At 43.7% G+C, this 14960-nt stretch carries 20 protein-coding genes, 1 tRNA gene, 2 pseudogenes and 1 riboswitch; of the genes and pseudogenes, 10 read left to right on the top strand and 13 right to left on the bottom strand.

Annotated features, from left to right (window positions below):
* Positions 1–31: 31 nt before the first annotated feature.
* The 3 genes and pseudogenes from HNQ82_RS10430 to HNQ82_RS10420 form a co-directional block, all read right to left on the bottom strand.
* Positions 32–475 (bottom strand): annotated as a pseudogene (locus tag HNQ82_RS10430) (RpnC/YadD family protein); the annotation flags it as partial.
* Between the two features lie 133 nt (positions 476–608).
* Positions 609–681 (bottom strand) — tRNA-Val (locus HNQ82_RS10425).
* 102 nt (positions 682–783) lie between these two features.
* Entirely contained in the window at positions 784–1416 is a 633-nt protein-coding gene (locus HNQ82_RS10420) for a hypothetical protein (RefSeq protein WP_183249403.1), read from the bottom strand.
* A gap of 119 nt (positions 1417–1535) precedes the next feature.
* On the opposite strand from HNQ82_RS10420, the gene HNQ82_RS10415 reads away from it, so the two are divergent.
* Positions 1536–2072: an HD domain-containing protein gene (locus tag HNQ82_RS10415; protein WP_055440368.1), complete on the top strand. Its 537-nt coding sequence runs from the start codon at positions 1536–1538 to the stop codon at positions 2070–2072.
* Between the two features lie 19 nt (positions 2073–2091).
* Here the strand turns inward: HNQ82_RS10415 and metC are convergent, their stop codons facing one another.
* From metC to HNQ82_RS10395, 4 genes and pseudogenes are all read right to left on the bottom strand, one after another.
* Positions 2092–3231 carry a cystathionine beta-lyase gene (metC, locus tag HNQ82_RS10410; protein ID WP_183249401.1) on the bottom strand — a complete coding sequence of 380 codons (1140 nt, stop codon included), beginning with the start codon at positions 3229–3231 and terminating at the stop codon, positions 2092–2094.
* 3 nt (positions 3232–3234) lie between these two features.
* A complete protein-coding gene (locus tag HNQ82_RS10405) occupies positions 3235–4338 on the bottom strand; it encodes a methionine biosynthesis PLP-dependent protein (protein ID WP_183249399.1) in 1104 nt (367 codons plus the stop codon).
* A 72-nt stretch (positions 4339–4410) separates the two neighbouring features.
* A riboswitch (SAM riboswitch) is annotated at positions 4411–4518 on the bottom strand.
* Between the two features lie 120 nt (positions 4519–4638).
* Positions 4639–4902, bottom strand: a pseudogene (locus HNQ82_RS10400) (DUF4351 domain-containing protein); the annotation flags it as partial.
* Between the two features lie 24 nt (positions 4903–4926).
* A complete protein-coding gene (locus tag HNQ82_RS10395) occupies positions 4927–5406 on the bottom strand; it encodes a cupin domain-containing protein (RefSeq protein WP_183249397.1) in 480 nt (159 codons plus the stop codon).
* A gap of 155 nt (positions 5407–5561) precedes the next feature.
* Between HNQ82_RS10395 and mscL the strand changes: the two genes are divergently transcribed.
* From mscL to HNQ82_RS10380, 3 genes are all read left to right on the top strand, one after another.
* Positions 5562–5957 carry a large conductance mechanosensitive channel protein MscL gene (gene mscL, locus HNQ82_RS10390; RefSeq protein WP_183249394.1) on the top strand — a complete coding sequence of 132 codons (396 nt, stop codon included), beginning with the start codon at positions 5562–5564 and terminating at the stop codon, positions 5955–5957.
* A gap of 158 nt (positions 5958–6115) precedes the next feature.
* Positions 6116–6757: a helix-turn-helix domain-containing protein gene (locus tag HNQ82_RS10385; protein ID WP_183249392.1), complete on the top strand. Its 642-nt coding sequence runs from the start codon at positions 6116–6118 to the stop codon at positions 6755–6757.
* Positions 6750–7271 (top strand): toxin-antitoxin system TumE family protein, encoded by a 522-nt coding sequence (locus HNQ82_RS10380; RefSeq protein ID WP_183249389.1) that lies wholly within the window; start codon positions 6750–6752, stop codon positions 7269–7271. The genes HNQ82_RS10385 and HNQ82_RS10380 overlap by 8 nt, the downstream gene beginning before the upstream one ends.
* 26 nt (positions 7272–7297) lie before the next feature.
* Here HNQ82_RS10380 and HNQ82_RS10375 read toward each other — a convergent pair whose 3' ends face one another.
* Positions 7298–7813, bottom strand: coding sequence for a phosphatidylglycerophosphatase A family protein (locus tag HNQ82_RS10375; RefSeq protein ID WP_032100702.1), 516 nt, complete (start codon positions 7811–7813; stop codon positions 7298–7300).
* 150 nt (positions 7814–7963) lie between these two features.
* Here HNQ82_RS10375 and HNQ82_RS10370 point away from each other — a divergent pair, with 150 nt between their 5' ends.
* From HNQ82_RS10370 to HNQ82_RS10355, 4 genes are all read left to right on the top strand, one after another.
* Positions 7964–8656: an alpha/beta hydrolase gene (locus tag HNQ82_RS10370; protein WP_183249387.1), complete on the top strand. Its 693-nt coding sequence runs from the start codon at positions 7964–7966 to the stop codon at positions 8654–8656.
* A gap of 58 nt (positions 8657–8714) precedes the next feature.
* Entirely contained in the window at positions 8715–9227 is a 513-nt protein-coding gene (locus HNQ82_RS10365) for a YjcG family protein (RefSeq protein ID WP_183249384.1), read from the top strand.
* A 4-nt stretch (positions 9228–9231) separates the two neighbouring features.
* A complete protein-coding gene (locus HNQ82_RS10360; RefSeq protein WP_183249382.1) occupies positions 9232–9663 on the top strand; it encodes a GNAT family N-acetyltransferase in 432 nt (143 codons plus the stop codon).
* A gap of 66 nt (positions 9664–9729) precedes the next feature.
* Positions 9730–10407: a DUF421 domain-containing protein gene (locus tag HNQ82_RS10355; protein WP_183249380.1), complete on the top strand. Its 678-nt coding sequence runs from the start codon at positions 9730–9732 to the stop codon at positions 10405–10407.
* Here the strand turns inward: HNQ82_RS10355 and HNQ82_RS10350 are convergent.
* Positions 10404–10541 carry a hypothetical protein gene (locus HNQ82_RS10350; protein WP_183249378.1) on the bottom strand — a complete coding sequence of 46 codons (138 nt, stop codon included), beginning with the start codon at positions 10539–10541 and terminating at the stop codon, positions 10404–10406. The two genes, HNQ82_RS10355 and HNQ82_RS10350, sit on opposite strands and share 4 nt — an antisense overlap.
* Positions 10542–10649: 108 nt before the next feature.
* On the opposite strand from HNQ82_RS10350, the gene HNQ82_RS10345 reads away from it, so the two are divergent.
* Positions 10650–12773, top strand: a complete 2124-nt coding sequence (locus HNQ82_RS10345; protein WP_183249376.1) for an ATP-dependent helicase — start codon at positions 10650–10652, stop codon at positions 12771–12773.
* Between the two features lie 17 nt (positions 12774–12790).
* Here HNQ82_RS10345 and spoVIF read toward each other — a convergent pair whose 3' ends face one another.
* From spoVIF to HNQ82_RS10330, 3 genes are all read right to left on the bottom strand, one after another.
* Positions 12791–13045 carry a sporulation-specific transcription regulator SpoVIF gene (gene spoVIF, locus HNQ82_RS10340; RefSeq protein WP_032100708.1) on the bottom strand — a complete coding sequence of 85 codons (255 nt, stop codon included), beginning with the start codon at positions 13043–13045 and terminating at the stop codon, positions 12791–12793.
* A gap of 87 nt (positions 13046–13132) precedes the next feature.
* Complete coding sequence (locus HNQ82_RS10335) at positions 13133–13261, bottom strand: YjcZ family sporulation protein (protein WP_009362140.1); 129 nt, start codon at positions 13259–13261, stop codon at positions 13133–13135.
* A 66-nt stretch (positions 13262–13327) separates the two neighbouring features.
* A complete protein-coding gene (locus HNQ82_RS10330; RefSeq protein WP_183249374.1) occupies positions 13328–13561 on the bottom strand; it encodes a hypothetical protein in 234 nt (77 codons plus the stop codon).
* Positions 13562–13649: 88 nt separating this feature from the next.
* Between HNQ82_RS10330 and HNQ82_RS10325 the strand changes: the two genes are divergently transcribed.
* Complete coding sequence (locus HNQ82_RS10325; protein ID WP_183249372.1) at positions 13650–13970, top strand: thioredoxin family protein; 321 nt, start codon at positions 13650–13652, stop codon at positions 13968–13970.
* Positions 13971–14100: 130 nt separating this feature from the next.
* Here HNQ82_RS10325 and HNQ82_RS10320 read toward each other — a convergent pair whose 3' ends face one another.
* A complete protein-coding gene (locus HNQ82_RS10320) occupies positions 14101–14958 on the bottom strand; it encodes a DUF421 domain-containing protein (RefSeq protein WP_183249370.1) in 858 nt (285 codons plus the stop codon).
* Positions 14959–14960: the final 2 nt, after the last annotated feature.

Raw genomic sequence — 14960 nt, 5'->3', positions numbered from 1 at the left:
GACGACAGTTGTGAAATAATACACAAATTACTTATTCCTTCTCTAACAACTTCTGTATTTCTTCTTCCTCAAGGTCTGTGACGTTCGCGATATCTTTGACGCTCATTCCTTTTCTTTTCATCGTCTGTACGAGATGCTTCATACCTTGTATCATCCCTTGTTTGATCCCTTGTTTCATTCCTTCTTCCCTTCCTTTTTCCAACGCCTTTTGTTCATACGAAATCATGAGTTCCAACACTTGTTCTTTTTCTTTCGTCTCCATTTCATTCACCTCGCTTCGCAGTCTTCGTTCTTCTTCATCTGATCGTTTTACATATGTTTCAAAAAAGCCAAACAACAACCGTTGTTTCGCTTCGTCTAATTCCATCCGCACAAGCATGCGTAAAAATTGCTTTTTCCATTCTACCCGTTCACTTTCAGTATAACCCATTTTACTAAGCAGTGCAGCGGCGATCGGGTTGTATCGTCGGGAAAAAGAGAACGATAAACTCCTCAAAAAACGTCTGAATCAACTGTTTCCTGCATACGAAAACATTTGCGCCAGTCGGGAGAAGATGCTGAATACAACGAAAAACCCCGAGCTCTCTAAAAGAACTCGGGGTTTGCGATGATTCCGACTGGGCTCGAACCAGCGACCTCCACCCTGTCAAGGTGGCGCTCTCCCAGCTGAGCTACGGAATCGTATGTCGTTGTCCTATCGAACACATTTTTTATTATAATCACCTTCATCCACATTGTCAAATACTTTTTTTAAAAAATTTTTAGCCATCGCATACGCAATGGCTAATGGCGGATAAAGTCAATGTGAGTACCTTGAAAAAGGCCGTCTTTATATTCATATGTGACGATTAAGCTGCCGATGTATTCGCCTTTTTTTCTTTCTAGCAATAAAACGGCCTTCAGCTTTTGTTTGTCGATCGCATACTTTACAAAGCGATCGAATGTCACTTTTATTCCTCTTTCGCCTTGACGATTGTACGGAATGAGGGCGTGAACATGATCGATGACAAGCTCTGTTCCTTCGTCTGTCTCTTTCATTTTCACACTTTTTAATACAATGGTGCGCGGATCTTCGACGATGACTTCTTCCATGCCGCTTTGGCTATGGGTGAATACGTGCACTTCGTTTTTATACGTGCCGTTTCCGCGCGCTTTCACGAGAAAAACAACGACATCTTCTTTTCCATCGTCCGTCACGTCAATGGAATATAATTGCGGAATGGCTTTTGGGTCGTTCACGTGTTCCCATTCTGGAAACGCATACGTCTCTTTGCCGACGTGCAACATAAAATGGCGCACCCAATCTCCATCTTCTTTTCCACACAATTGCACGTTTGCTTCATCCAATTTTTTCGTGCAAGCATGCCCATTGAACGAAAACGCTGTCATCATTGATAATAATAATGATAAAAACATATGCGTCCTCCAAACCTTTTTTCACTTAGTATGAAGGAAAAACAGAAAAATATGTATTGCCATGTTAGAAGTATACATGATATGATAATTAGAAAAACATTCGAAAGGGATGGTGAGCTATGAGACGTGTCACATTAACTGACATCTTCCTTCACCCCATCACCCAAAAATATTTAAAACGCTCAGGCGTCGCGCACGCCATTGCGACCGCATATCATGCGTATCGCCTTGCCTTACAGTACGGTGTCAACGTCGACTTGGCGACAAAAGCGGCATTGCTTCACGATATCGGTCATTACGAATGGTATTCAAACGGAACATGGGACTATGAAACATACAAACAAAACGATATTCATGCGATCAAAGGGGCAGAGCGAGCGCATAAACTGCTTATTCGACTCGGAGAACATCCTCAACATGCTAAAGAAATCGCCCTCGCCATTTTGCTTCATACCGACTCGTATCTTCCAGAAGGAGAATTAAAACGAAAACCGCTCCAGACGATCGTCAAACTTGCTGATGAGGCAGATGAAGAACCGGGTGGCAAACATCATTATCGCCAAATCGATGATGAACTGGCCTTAAAAAAAATCCAACAACTCGATCGCATGGTCGAGCAACAACTACAACGACATGCCCTCGACCAAATTAGCTAAGGCTAGGTACTGACCTAGCCTATACATATGATAACGCCTGTTCAAAGTCGGCAATTAAATCATCAATGGCTTCAAGTCCAACACTCATGCGCAACAAGCCGTCCGTAATACCGCGACGGTGGCGCTCCGCTTTCGGCATCGCTGCGTGCGACATTTTTGCCGGATACGATAAAATCGACTCAACTGCTCCTAAACTGACCGCAAATACCGGAACGTGCGCATGTTTGACAAACGTCCGCACCGCTTGTTCATCTTCCAATTCAAACGACAACACCGCACCAAACCCTCGCGCTTGTTCACGATGAATGACGTGCCCGTCATGATGCGAAAGCCCCGGATAATACACGTGTGCCACTTTCGGATGACGATGTAAAAACTGCGCGAGTTGTATGGCTGAACGAGACGAATGTTCTAACCGAACGTGAAGCGTTTTTAATCCGCGCAACACGAGCCACGCATCTTGCACACCAAGCACCGCACCAAACGAATACTGCAGTTTCCGCAACTCTTTCGCAAGACGCTCGTCTTTCACGACCGCTAACCCGGCCACAACATCGCTATGCCCCGCTAAAAATTTCGTTGCGCTATGCAAAACGACGTCGACACCGAGATCAAGCGGCCGCTGCAAAATAGGCGTCGCAAACGTATTATCTAAAAACGTCAAACAGCCATGTGCTTTGGCGAGCTTCACAACCCCACGAATATCTGTAATTTTCAATAGCGGGTTCGATGGCGTTTCCATATAAATGACTTTCGTATTCGGACGAATGTGGCGCGCTACTGCATCTAAATCGGTCATATCGACAAACGTATGTTCAATGCCAAATCGGCTTAATACATCGGTGATGATGCGATACGTTCCGCCATATACGTCATCAGTAACGAGCACATGATCACCTTTCGACAACAATAAAAATGCCGTAGAAATCGCCGCCATGCCGGAGGCGAACGCAAAGCCACTGACGCCCCCCTCTAGTTCTGCAATCGTTTCTTCTAACGCCTCGCGCGTCGGATTGCCCGAACGGCTATAATCGTACTTTCCGAACGTATCAAAATCAAACTGATGAAACGTTGACGCATGATGAATCGGGACGCTCACCGCGCCCGTTTGCGCATCAATTTGCCATTTATTATGAACGAGTTGCGTTTGCACATCCATCCTCTACACCTCTTTCATGCGTTGAAACGCTTGTGTTAAATCAGCAATTAAATCGTCAACATGTTCGATACCGACCGAAAAACGCAACAGTCGATTACATACCCCGTTGGCGATACGAACGTCCTCTGGAATATCCATATGCGTTTGCGTCGCTGGATACGTAATAAAACTTTCGACACCGCCTAAACTTTCCGCAAACGTAATAAGCTTTAAGCTTCGTAAAAAGGTATTCACCCACCGTTCGTCGCCCACGCGAAACGACAACATGCCTCCTTTTCCCGGATAAAGCACATCGGTCACGTCTTCATGTTGCGCTAAAAATTCATAAATCGCTTTTGCGTTTTGTTCATGTTGGCGCATGCGAAGCGCGAGCGTTTTCATGCCGCGAATTAACAACCATGAATCAAACGGCGACAACACCGCACCGATCGCGTTATGATACATCGCCAATTGCTCGCACAACGCTTTTCCTTTTGCGACAATGAGCCCAGCAAGCACATCGTTATGCCCGCCTAAATATTTCGTCGCGCTATGAATGACGATGTCTGCTCCTTTTGTTAATGGCTTTTGTAACATAGGTGTGTAAAATGTATTATCGACAATGAGAAGGAGATGATGTTGTTTCGCAAACGCTGCCACCGCTTCAATGTCCGCTTCTTGCATGAGCGGATTTGTCGGCGTCTCTAAAAAAATCCCTTTCGTTTTGTCCGTCACATGTGCCTTCACCGCATCGAGATCGCGAAAATCGACGTATGTAAACGACAGCCCGTATTTCTTCCACCCTTTTTCAAATAGTCGATACGTTCCACCATATAAATCCGCGGAAACGAGAAAATGATCGCCGCTTTCAAACAACGCAAATATCGTTTGAATGGCAGCCATCCCCGAGCTACATGCGAAGCCTTGATCCCCTTCTTCTAGCTCGGCGATCGCTTCTTCGACAATACGTCTCGTCGGGTTTCCTGTGCGAATGTAATCGTACCCTGTCGATTGTCCGATCCCTTCATGACGATATGCTGTTGAAAAATACACAGGCGGGTTGACCGTTCCTGTCGTCGTTTCGCTTCGATTGCCGATTTGCGCTAATACCGTTTCGATATGACTCATGCCCTCTCTCCCTTTCCGAAAAAATAAAAAGCCTTCTAAGAAGAAGGCTTTTTGTCCATAGACAACGACTTCTTCTTATCTTCCGAATTGAACACCAATTCGCTGGATTTAGCACCTGACCGTTTTCGGCTGGTTGCTGAAGGTTCATCGGGCCAGTCCCTCCCCTTCTCTTGATAAGAACGTAAAACGATATTGAATTTTCTGATTTTTAATTAATGTATCGTATTTTCCGAAAAATTGCAACTGTTTTTTATCGTCTGAAAATGACAAGCGCTTTTTTTGCTGTACATCGAGGGAGACTCATTCCTTTTCTAACAACTCACGCACTTTTTCTTCCGTAAGGTCTGTGACGTTCGCAATATCTTTGACGCTCATTCCTTTTCGCGCCATCGTTTGTATAAGATGCTTCATGCCTTGTTTTATTCCTTACTTCACTCCTTCTTCTCTTCCCTTTTCTAACGCCTTTTGTTCATACGAAATCATGAGTTCCAACACTTGTTCTTTTTCCTTTGTCTCCATTTCATTCACCTCGCTTCGCAGTTTTCGTTCTTCTTCATCTAAAAGACTTGAGGGCTTCCCCCAAGTCTTTCATCGTTCAGCCGCAAGCGCATCGGCTTTTGTTGGATGGACGGTTCCAGCAGGATGTTGTGGCGGCGCATAAATAGAATATAGCTTGAGCGGAATATTTCCGGTGTTGATTACATTATGCCACGTTCCGGCAGGCACAAAAATGGCAAAGCCATCGCTGACTCGTCGTTCAAACGTCCATTCATTTTTCCTCTTCCCCATCCGTACGATGCCTTCGCCTTGTTCAATACGTAAAAATTGATCGACACCGCGATGAATTTCTATACCAATATCTTCCCCGACACGAAGGCTCATTAACGTCACTTGTAAATGCGGTCCTGTCCATAACGTCGTACGAAACATGTCGTTTCGTTTCGTCGCGTCTTCCATTTGGACAACAAACGGGTTCGGTCCGTAATCTTTCGTGTTTTCTCGCGGAAGCGGATACATCGGATACGGATACATCGGCACATACACATAAGTCGGATAGTAATAATACATGTTCCCACCTCTTTCTTTATCGTCATCGCTATGTTATGCATGAACCATAAAAAATGCGCCTATGTGTAAACAGAACGATCCGTCAACCGATTGACTTTTGCTTATCGGGAGACTTTGTTATACTAAAACATAAACATCGCATACGGAGGTTTGTTATGTGGCACGAGTTTAAAAAATTTGCGGTACGTGGCAACGTCATCGATTTGGCTGTCGGGGTCATTATCGGCGGAGCGTTCGGGAAAATTGTCTCTTCTCTCGTCAACGACATCATTATGCCGCTTATCGGTTTGCTTTTAGGGGGCATTAACTTTAGCAATTTATCATGGAAAGTTGGCGAAGCCGAAGTAAAATATGGCGCGTTTATTCAAACTGTCGTAGATTTTTTCATCATCGCCTTTTCCATTTTTTTATTCGTCAAACTTTTGAACAACTTATACGAACGCGTCAAAAAACAAGAAGAAGCAAAAGAAACCGCACAAACGCTCACGAAAGAAGAACAATTGCTGATAGAAATTCGCGATCTATTGAAACAACAAAAAGACATGTTGTAACCCTTCACTCCTTGAAAAAGTGGAGGGTTTTTTATGTTCACAAACCATTTATTAGGATATAATATATATCATCATTTTAATTTTATTTTAACTTTATTTTCATTTCATTTGAACTTTTTATCCCATCCTTCTACAATAAAGACAAGGAGGTGGTTCATGTGACAACCGTTATGGATCGCGAAAAAGCAAAATGTTGGGTAGAACGAATGAAAGCACAACTACAGGACGAAAAAGTAGAGGAACTTGCTTCTTTTTTGAAGTATTTAACAAACGTCTTAGAACGAGTGGAACCTCACAAAACTGAACAGCTTATGTCACGCCTTCATCAACCGCAAAACGTAGACGAACTTGCTTCTTGTTTTGAACAGCTTTGTGAATTAGTCATCGATGTAGGGGAAAATCATCATTTAACAAAAGTATATAAAACGAGCGAAGTAGCGAAGTTTATGGGGGTCACCGTCGCCACTGTGAACAATTGGATTAAAGAAGGAAAAATTAAAGGCGCGCATAAGGCGGGGAAAAACGCGCATGCCAAAATACCTGAAACAGCACTCTATATTACCTCATCGAACGAAGTTATGACGATTAAAGAAATTGCCTACCTTTATGAAAAAGAACAAAAACAACATCTTCCACAAGTAGAAAATGAACTGCTAGAAACCATTCAATTTTTCAATAAAAAATATAACGGCACTTACTTTGAAACGTTGGCTAAAAAAGATGTTTTAACGCCTGAAGAACAACGAGATGCTTCAGAGTGGACATATGCCTTAAAAAAGGTCGGTTTGTTTGATGAGTAAAGAACGGAAAAGAACCTCTATTGCGAACAAACAAAGGCGAGGAAAAGGGAAAACAAAGCGATCATACCCTAATCCACGCCAACCAGCCAACGTTTTTTCTTTTCTCGAGCGAGACTTTGCCGACATCATTTTAGAAATCCGAGAAGGCGGCGCTGACGGGCGCCCTTCCACCAAAAATTGCGCTCGAAAAACGATCATCTTTCGCAATGACACGAAATTATACGTTATCGAATACAAAACTTCTGACGGTTGGATCGACTACTATTACTACGATTGGGTCACTTCAGATGGGAAAACCATTTTAAAATGGCATTCGGAGCCTCACAATGCAGATGAGCGGTATCAAACGACGACTGAGCCATACCATATTCATCTTCCTGCATCCGAGACGTTACATAACATGTATCGACTAGCAAACTTTGAACACCAAACATTACGAAGTATTATTGAATTTATTTTGTTATTCGACAAAGCCCTTCCTTCTTTTCAAAACTATACAACAAAAAAGCCGTAAACCCATACGGATTTACGGTCTCCTTTTTACGCATTCAACGCAGCTTCTTCCTCGTCGCGCAAGTTATGGGCAAGACGACCGGAGGCGCTTGCGGCAACGCTTGCGACTAAATCGTCTAAAAACGTATGCACACCTTTGCCCCGCTTTGTATCGAGCTGTTTAATAATTCCGACTTTATTTTTATCGAGATGACCGAACGTTGTCACCGCAATGCTTCCATATCCGAGCACTGCCCCTAACGCTAACGTTTCATCAACGCCAAACAGTCCTTCGTCTGTTTCAACAATCGTTTGAAGCGGTTCGGAAAGCATGTTTTGCTCTGCTAGTTTATCTAGTTCAATGCCAACTAAAATCGCATGTTGCACTTCGCGCTTTTGAAGCACTTTTTCGACACTTTCTATACATTCTGCCATCGTTAAGTCTGGATTGTACGGACTTTGCATTTCATATACAATCTCAGCGATCGCTGGAATCGTCACACCACGTTCCGTCAATAGCTGCAACGTTCTTTCATATACTTCTTTGCTTGATATACGCTTCATGTGCTATTCCCCCTCTCGTTCTCTCATTATATCACGCAACGACAAAAAATGCAGAAATGTGGTACGATAAGAAAGAACAACGTCGAAAGCGGAGGGTATCAGACCGACAGTCCTTCGCCTCGAAAAAGACATATATAAGGATGGGAGAACATGCAAGAGTTAAAACTTCACAGCCAACATTTAGACGAGGAACTATCGTTGCGTGTGTATTGTTCAAAACCTGTCACACCGCTTTATAAACATCTCGTCATCATTGCACAAGACGGACAAGATTATTTTATGTTTGGAAAAATCGGACGCGTCATCGACGAGCTTGGCGTGCGCGCTGTCGTCATCGGCGTGCCGTATCGCGATGTATTCGATCGCTATGAAAAATACCACCCGAACGGAAAAAAACGAGAGGCGTACATGCGCTTTCTAGCAAACGAGCTTGTGCCGCTTGTCGACGAAAAGTTTTCGACATATCACATAGGCTCAAGCCGCATACTCGTCGGCGATTCGCTCGCCGGAACCGTTTCGCTACTTACCGCGATGACATATCCGCATACGTTCGGAAAAGTCGTCATGCAGTCGCCATACGTTAACGACGATGTCATGGCGCATGTCCAATCATTTACGGATTGGCATTTGCTTGCGCTGTATCATTCCATCGGCATACATGAGACAGAAGTGAAAACGACAGACGGAGCTGTCCGTAACTTTATTGAACCAAATCGCGCGCTATCTCACGTCCTTCAAGCAAAACAAGTTCGCTATCATTATCACGAGTTTGACGGCGATCATTCATGGACATACTGGCAGCCAGATTTACCAATTGGACTAAAAAAAGTTATTGAAATGTAACCTTATTTTCCGAAAATTTGTTATAATATATAGATATAATGTGAAAGGAGGAAATCGCATGAAGTGTGGTATCGCGATTTTTCCATCAAAAAAAATTCAAGATTTTGCAAATGCGTATCGCAAACGGTATGACTCTCATTACGCTTTAATCCCACCGCACATCACGTTAAAATATGCGTTTGATGTGGAAGAAGACAAGCTGGAGGAACTCGTCCAACAACTGCGCAACGTCGCGCGCGAAACGGAACCGTTTTTGTTGCGTGTCACGAAATTTAGCTCGTTTTATCCAGTCAACAACGTCATTTATTTAAAAGTAGAAAAAACAGAGCCACTCGTGACACTACATGAAAAATTACATCGTCCACCGTTCGTCGAACAAACAGACTATGCGTTCGTACCGCACATTACGATCGCACGTGATTTGTCAAACGACGAATATTCGGACGTATTCGGACGGTTCAAGATGCAATCTGTCCATTTTGAAGAACAAGTCGATCGCTTCCATCTGTTATATCAGCTTGAAAACGGATCATGGTCCGCATATGAAACATTTCATCTCGGAAAGGAATAATCATATGGACGTAAAATTCGGGCAAGATGAAGCGCTTTGGCACGATGCCCTTTCCGTCCGTCGCGCTGTCTTTATTGACGAACAAGGCGTATCAGAAGAAGAAGAAATTGACGTATTCGAACAACAGTCCGTTCATTTCGTCATATACGATAACGACAAACCGATTGCGGCAGGGCGCTTCCGAACGATCGACGGCATCGGTAAAGTCGAACGCATTTGCGTCCTTCCAGCTTATCGCGGACGTGGCATCGGCAAGCGCATCATGGAAGCGATTGAACAATACGCCAAACAGCACGTCTCAAAAGTAAAACTAAACGCTCAAACACATGCTGAACCGTTTTACAAACAGCTCGGCTATGAAACGGTATCCGACGTCTTTCTTGACGCAGGCATTCCACATGTGACGATGATCAAAACAATCGACATGCGATCATAACGGTCGCATGTTTTCTTTTTCGCTTGGCATACTAACAAAATAAGCGACAAAGGAAAGGATATCGTTATGAGCGAATTCGGACAAATTGCGATCGAATTAGTTATCGGTTATATCGCTTTATTTATTATGGCGAAAATACTCGGCCGAACACAAATTACGCAAATTACACCGTTTGATTTTATTTCTGCCCTCGTTCTCGGAGAGCTTGTCGGCAATGGGCTATATGATGCCGACGTTGGGCTGTCTAAAGTGTTATTTGCGATTGCACTTTGGGGACTGTTAATTTACGCAACAGAAATGATTACGCAAAAGAAAAAAGAACTGCGCGAATTGTTGGAAGGAAAACCGGTCATCGTCATTTCAAAAGGGAAAATTTTATATGAAGCGTTAAAACAAACGAAGCTCGATTTAAACCAACTACAACATTTACTCCGCGCTCGCAACGTCTTTTCCGTTCGCGAAGTCGAATATGCCATTTTAGAAACAGACGGAACGGTGAGCGTCATGAAAAAATCCCCATACGAACAACCGACGCGCCAAGATCACAACTTTTCTGCATCTGAAGCCGTATTGCCTGTGACGGTCATTATCGATGGGGAAGTCGTTTGGGACAATTTACGCGAAAACGGTTGGGACGAACAATGGTTAAAAAAACATATTCGCCACGCTGGCTTTGAAAACTATACAGACATTTTATACGCTGAATGGCAAGATGGAAAAGGAATGCATGTACAAGCATATTAACGTTTTTTCAACGAACGATCTTGAGGTCGTTTTTTCTTTTGTGGCGTTTGTTGTTTTTTCTCGTTTGTTGCTCGTTGTGAGCTCGTTATACGCGGAACGTGAAGCGGGTTTGGCCGAATCGGTGGAATGTGCATATGCTCGCCTCCTTTGTTTATATATTCGCTCGCCAATGAAAAACTCCTTTTCTCTTATTGTATGATCTGTTAACATAGACGTTGACGTGAAACAAAGGAGTTTGACCGATGAACAAAGCACGATATAACGGCAAATTATTTGACATTCATACGTTACCACGAGAAAAATATGAGCTCGTTTACGAACAAAGTTTACGGAATAAATGGACGTGCCCGATGTGCGGTGGAATCGTTCGCTTTCATTTAGCGATTGAACATGCCCCGCACTTTTATCATGTTTCTCACCCTTGCATAAAAGAAGAACGAAAACAAGCGCACATCATCTCGATCCGACCAACTGAGCCATTTCAAACGAAAGAAAAAAAACAAACGATCGTATGCGACGTTTCGCTCGATGCCGACCAATACGAAGCGGTGCGCCACGTCGATGGACCGCTTCTCGTTCTAGCAGGTGCTGGAAGCGGGAAAACGCGCACGTTAACGGCGCGCGCCGCAGCCATGATCACCACTCATCATATTAAAGCGACAAACATCATGATCGTCACCTTTACGACAAAAGCGGCGAAAGAGTTAGCCGAAAGACTTCAGTCGTACAACCTTGCGGGACTACCGACAATCGGCACGTTTCATAGCTTATTTTATCGCATGTTACAACATGCCGATCCGTTCCGTTGGCGTCATGAGCGGCTCATTCGCGACTGGCAAAAAGAGAAGATGATGAAAGAAATCGGGCGCGACATCGGCATTGATGAACGCGATTTTCCGTACGATGAAGCGATGCAACGCATTTCATATTGGAAAAATACGCTCACCCCCCTTCATGACATCGTGATCGAAAATGAATGGGACGAGCGTGTTGTGCAATTGTATGTGCAATATGAAGAGCGAAAACGGCAACTCGATGTATTTGATTTTGATGATATGTTATATGCGTGCTATGACATGTTGCGGACGGATGAAAAACGATTACGACAATATCACGAACGGTTTCACTATTTTCTTATCGACGAATTTCAAGACATTAATCATGTACAATACGAAACGATGAAACTGCTTGCATCCCATACGCATCACATTTGCGCCGTTGGCGATGACGACCAAGCCATTTATGCGTTTCGCGGCTCCGATCCATCATTCATTGACCAATTTCAAAAAGATTTTCCGAATACGAAAATCGTCAAGCTGACGGAAAATTATCGCTCATCGCATCCGATCGTCTCGCTCGCCAACCGCATCATTTCGAAAAGTCGCACGCGCATTCCAAAACAAATGAACGCTCAAACCGACAGCATGCATTGTCCGACGTTTTTCTTTCCGTACGATGAAGAAGAAGAAGCAACGATGATTGCCTGCGACATTGAAGAGCGATTGAAACAAGGCGTCAAACCGAGCGATATCGCCATTTTATGCCGAACGAACGCATCCGCGCGCGCGATGTTTGAACGGCTTTCGCAACTTCGCTTTCCTGTCACAACAGACGGCGACTCGTTTTACAACCGGCGCATCGTACGCTATATATTAAGCTTTTTTCAACTTGCGATCGATCCAAACGATGAACAAGCACTTGCGGATGTCGCAGCCGTATTGTTTTTGAAGCAGACGGTCATAAACGACTTAAAAGCGATCTCGATTTTACAAGATTGTTCGCTCGTTGAAGCGCTCGCTAAACTCGACGGCATTCAACCGTTTCAACAACAAAAATTACGCACGATCGTTCCGCTTTTTGCGAAAGTGAAAAACATGAAACCAATCGACGCCATTGACTTCATTGAAAAAGACATGGGCTTTGGTGACTTTTTAAAAAAGCGCGGCAACGAAGGAAATGCGATGGAAAAAGGATCCGATGATGTGCGCGATGTCAAAGTCGTTGCCCGAAAATTCAAAACGATCCAGGCGTTTCTTTCTCACGTTGAGCGCGTCAAAGCGTACGCCAACACAACGTGCGATGACGGCATTCAACTCATGACCATTCACCGTTCCAAAGGGTTAGAGTTTCCGATCGTCTATATTATTGGGGCAGTCGACGGACTATTGCCGCACGACTATGCGCTTGAGGCGTACCGAAACGGTGATGTCGACCCGCTTGAAGAGGAACGCCGCCTTCTTTACGTCGCAATCACTCGCGCAAAAGAACGGCTTTTTATTTCCGTTCCGTCCATGCGCCGATTAAAAAAAGCAAACGCCTCGCGCTTGCTCCCTCTCCTTGAAACAAAAGCGAAAAGCCTCGTCTAAGACTTTTCGCTTTTTCATTATTTTTTATTCATCATATTCGCAATCGTATTGAAATCAATTTGTTTTCCGTTATTGACGATCGACTGCACAATTTTATCTTCTAACTCTTTCGGCACGTTGCGATTCGCAATTTGAGCGACGCGTTTAACGATGCCACGCACCGTTTTTTCGTCTTTAAAGTTCGCATGTTGTAAAGAATTCGCAAGAGCAAAAATATCTTGCATATTGACGCCCGTTTTCTTTTCGATGTTTTTAAAAAAATGTTGATCCATCTTTCTCCGCCTCCTTCGCTTTTCTTTTTCAGCATATGAAAAACAAAAAAAAACGTTCCAAAGGTATGCCCTTTGGAACGCCTCTTCTTAGTGAACGAACGCTGCACCAACGATAATTAATAAGATGAACAATACGACGATCAACACGAATGTTGAACCGTATCCGCCGCCGTAGCCGTAGCCACCGTAACCATATCCGCAATATCCGAAGCCCATGAGACTCCACCTCCTTGAACGTTGTCGCTTACATCATATGCATCGAAATGAATTTGGTATGGGCACTTATAAAAAATGCTGAAACATCCGCGCGAACTGCTTTTCTTTTTTCGCAAAAAACGCTTCAGCATCGCTCATGTTTGCTTCAAATTGTTGAAATAGCTTACCGTTTATGTTTTCGAGATTTTTTAACGTCGCTTCTACTTCTTTTCCCCACGTGTCAAACGCGTTCATGAGCGCATCGTGCTTTGCGTGTTTGTTGCGCGTATACGATTGCAGTTCTTTTTCCAACCGATTCATCATCTCCCCCCCCTTTGCTTTTTCATACGTAACAAACGTCAATATGTGCTAAAATAAAAGGCGAAATAAAAAGAAAGGACGTGTCAACATGAAACGACTACAAGACGCACAACAATTTGAACAAGCGATCGCAGCAAGCACACCCGTTGTCGTGAAATTTTTTACAACATGGTGTCCCGATTGCGTGCGCATGGATCAATTTATCGGCGAAGTGATCGCCGCTTATCCACAATTTACATGGTATGACATCAATCGCGATGACGTGCCAGACATCGCAGAAACATACAACGTCATGGGCATTCCGAGTTTGCTTGTGTTCCAAAACGGTGAAAAAATCGCCCACTTACATAGCGCCAACGCCAAAACACGCGAACAAGTGGAGGAGTTTCTGCAAACGATAAAAGGCTGACAAAGGATGTCAGCCTCTTTTTATGGCATCTCGACTTTTCCTGTACGCTTCACACCGTCTAATATAACAAACAACCGTGAATAACAGTCTGGGATCGTCTTTTTATGTTTCATGTTGTTGTATTCATCTTTCACAGAAGAAATGGCTGTAAGTTTTGAATAAGTTGCTGCATTTGTTTCGCTTGTTGTTCGTACATTTGTTTTGCCTCTTTGTCATTTGTTTGCAAGGCGAATAGTTCGAAGTCCGCTTCTGCTTTTTTCATCGATGCGAGCAATAGTTGCTTTTGTTGCGGCTCTGGTACTTGAATGCGATCGTCGTATAAATCGACGGTCAGTTGGCCGTACGAATCGACTTGCGCTAAAAAGACGTTTTCGACAGCAACGCCCATTTGATCGAGTTGCTGTTTTAACCAGCCGCGGTTTAAACGGGCTGTGGCAAGCGGTTCGTCTAAAATTTCGCCGTCCATAATGACCGTTTGCGGTTCTTTTTCTTCAGGGACGTAAGGTTGAATGTCCCCAATCGTCAGCGGCTGTTTGGCACGTTTTAATAAAATGCTTAAGTCGCCGTTTGCTTCGAGCGTCGCAAATTCGACATCCGCGACGCGAAAGACATCTTTTTTCCGCAACTGTTCAAGCAATTCATCTATAGTATATTTTTCTTTTTTCAAATTGTCTTCTAAAATTTTTCCGTTTTTAATAAAAACGGTGGAATTGCCTTCAACGAAATCGCGAAATTTTTTACTTCGCAACGAAATGATTGAAATGGCGACAGGGAAAAGCGACCAAATTAAAATGCTCGTTATCCCTTCCGTTAACCGAATATCTAAATCCATCGACATCGAGCCGGCAATATCCCCGATCGTAATGCCGACGATATATTCAAAAAATGATAGCTTCGACAACTGTTTTTTCCCTAATAATTTTGTAATAACAAACAGTCCAATTAAAATACAAATCGAGCGAATCGCAACTTCTAACCATGCTGGCATAC

Origin of the sequence: Anoxybacillus tengchongensis (assembly GCF_014201585.1) — a bacterium.
Taxonomy (GTDB): domain Bacteria; phylum Bacillota; class Bacilli; order Bacillales; family Anoxybacillaceae; genus Anoxybacillus; species Anoxybacillus tengchongensis.
Note: the sequence above shows the minus strand (reverse complement) of the source record. Positions and strands in the feature narration are given on the sequence as shown.

Coding starts and splice junctions, on each gene's coding strand:
- HNQ82_RS10420 (WP_183249403.1), bottom strand. CDS start 1,416: ATGTTTTTATCATTATTATTATCAATGATGACAGCGTTTTCGTTCAAT.
- HNQ82_RS10415 (WP_055440368.1), top strand. CDS start 1,536: ATGAGACGTGTCACATTAACTGACATCTTCCTTCACCCCATCACCCAA.
- metC (WP_183249401.1), bottom strand. CDS start 3,231: ATGGATGTGCAAACGCAACTCGTTCATAATAAATGGCAAATTGATGCG.
- HNQ82_RS10405 (WP_183249399.1), bottom strand. CDS start 4,338: ATGAGTCATATCGAAACGGTATTAGCGCAAATCGGCAATCGAAGCGAA.
- HNQ82_RS10395 (WP_183249397.1), bottom strand. CDS start 5,406: ATGTATTATTACTATCCGACTTATGTGTATGTGCCGATGTATCCGTAT.
- mscL (WP_183249394.1), top strand. CDS start 5,562: ATGTGGCACGAGTTTAAAAAATTTGCGGTACGTGGCAACGTCATCGAT.
- HNQ82_RS10380 (WP_183249389.1), top strand. CDS start 6,750: ATGAGTAAAGAACGGAAAAGAACCTCTATTGCGAACAAACAAAGGCGA.
- HNQ82_RS10375 (WP_032100702.1), bottom strand. CDS start 7,813: ATGAAGCGTATATCAAGCAAAGAAGTATATGAAAGAACGTTGCAGCTA.
- HNQ82_RS10370 (WP_183249387.1), top strand. CDS start 7,964: ATGCAAGAGTTAAAACTTCACAGCCAACATTTAGACGAGGAACTATCG.
- HNQ82_RS10365 (WP_183249384.1), top strand. CDS start 8,715: ATGAAGTGTGGTATCGCGATTTTTCCATCAAAAAAAATTCAAGATTTT.
- HNQ82_RS10360 (WP_183249382.1), top strand. CDS start 9,232: ATGGACGTAAAATTCGGGCAAGATGAAGCGCTTTGGCACGATGCCCTT.
- HNQ82_RS10355 (WP_183249380.1), top strand. CDS start 9,730: ATGAGCGAATTCGGACAAATTGCGATCGAATTAGTTATCGGTTATATC.
- HNQ82_RS10350 (WP_183249378.1), bottom strand. CDS start 10,541: ATGCACATTCCACCGATTCGGCCAAACCCGCTTCACGTTCCGCGTATA.
- HNQ82_RS10345 (WP_183249376.1), top strand. CDS start 10,650: ATGAACAAAGCACGATATAACGGCAAATTATTTGACATTCATACGTTA.
- spoVIF (WP_032100708.1), bottom strand. CDS start 13,045: ATGGATCAACATTTTTTTAAAAACATCGAAAAGAAAACGGGCGTCAAT.
- HNQ82_RS10335 (WP_009362140.1), bottom strand. CDS start 13,261: ATGGGCTTCGGATATTGCGGATATGGTTACGGTGGCTACGGCTACGGC.
- HNQ82_RS10330 (WP_183249374.1), bottom strand. CDS start 13,561: ATGAATCGGTTGGAAAAAGAACTGCAATCGTATACGCGCAACAAACAC.
- HNQ82_RS10325 (WP_183249372.1), top strand. CDS start 13,650: ATGAAACGACTACAAGACGCACAACAATTTGAACAAGCGATCGCAGCA.
- HNQ82_RS10320 (WP_183249370.1), bottom strand. CDS start 14,958: ATGCCAGCATGGTTAGAAGTTGCGATTCGCTCGATTTGTATTTTAATT.